The sequence below is a fragment of the Marinifilum caeruleilacunae genome, from assembly GCF_013141825.1.
GTDB lineage: Bacteria > Bacteroidota > Bacteroidia > Bacteroidales > Marinifilaceae > Marinifilum > Marinifilum caeruleilacunae.
This window is the reverse complement of sequence record NZ_RZNH01000140.1, coordinates 1-568: the sequence shown is the minus strand read 5'-3', so window position 1 is coordinate 568 and position 568 is coordinate 1. Positions and strand designations below refer to the sequence as shown.

The following is a 568-nucleotide window of genomic DNA, read 5'->3' as shown; positions in this document are numbered from 1 at the left end:
CATCCTAACCCAACAGTCGATTTGGGTGCAGATCAGGGAATTTGTGCTGGAAATACAATCACATTGGATGCGGGCAATCCGGGAGCAACCTATTTATGGTCAAATGGTGCAACGACTCAGACCATCACAGTATCAGCAAGTGGGAATTATTCTGTACTTRTTACCAATTCAAATGGATGTTTTACCAGTGATGATATCAATATTACAGTTTATCCAAACCCAACGGTTGATTTAGGCGCAGATCGTGAAATTTGCACAGGCGGCACAATTACGCTTGATGCAGGCAATGCAGGATCAACATACTTGTGGTCAAATGGCGCAAYRACTCAAACSATCACAGTTTCAACATCTGGCAACTACTCAGTTGTCGTAACTGATGCAAATGGTTGTTCTGCTTCTGATGATGTAAACGTAACAGTACATCCTAACCCAACAGTCGATTTGGGTGCAGATCAGGGAATTTGTGCTGGAAATACAATCACATTGGATGCGGGCAATCCGGGAGCAACCTATTTATGGTCAAATGGTGCAACGACTCAGACCATCACAGTATCAGCAAGTGGGAATT

At 43.4% G+C, this 568-nt stretch carries 1 pseudogene; it reads left to right on the top strand.

Annotated elements, in window-relative coordinates:
- Positions 1–568: pseudogene (locus tag ELS83_RS21810) on the top strand (hypothetical protein); the annotation flags it as partial.